Consider the following 519-nt stretch of genomic DNA (forward strand, 5'->3'; position numbering starts at 1 on the left):
TGTTGACGGCGCCGGTGACCGCCAGCGTGGCGTCGCCACTGGCCAGCACGCTGCCGCCCTGGTTGCTCATGCTCTGGCTGGCGATGACGATGCTGGCGCCGCTGTCCTTCAGCGTGGCGATCTGGCCACCATCGTTGTTCAGCACACCCGCAGCGATGGTCGCCTGTCCGGCCGAGACGATCTGGCCACTGTTGTTGACGATGGCCGTAGCCTGGTTGAACGTCAAGGTTCCGCCGCTGTTGACGATACCCTGGTTATCCAGCTGCTGTGCCACGTCCAGGCCCATGCGCTGTCCCGACAGCACGCTGCCGCCCGTCAGGTTGCGCAAAGTCCCGGCCGCCAGATCGAGGCTGCCGTTACCGGCGATCAAACCACTGTTGGTGACGAGCCCTTGGGCGTTCACCGTAGCCGCGCCCGTGCCGACGTTGACCACACGGCCGGCGCTGTTGTCGATCGTACTCGCCAGCAGCGTCAGGCTGCTGGCCGCCGTGACGGCTTCGATCACGCCGCTCGCGTTAT

At 66.1% G+C, this 519-nt stretch carries 1 protein-coding gene; it reads right to left on the reverse strand.

Annotated features, from left to right (window positions below):
• The coding region (locus tag KVP70_RS33180) for a hypothetical protein (protein ID WP_217946702.1) at positions 1 to 505 on the reverse strand (505 nt) is incomplete at its 3' end.
• Positions 506 to 519: the final 14 nt, after the last annotated feature.

Origin of the sequence: Duganella violaceipulchra, assembly GCF_019166075.1 — a bacterium.
GTDB classification, from domain to species: Bacteria; Pseudomonadota; Gammaproteobacteria; order Burkholderiales; family Burkholderiaceae_D; genus Rugamonas; species Rugamonas violaceipulchra.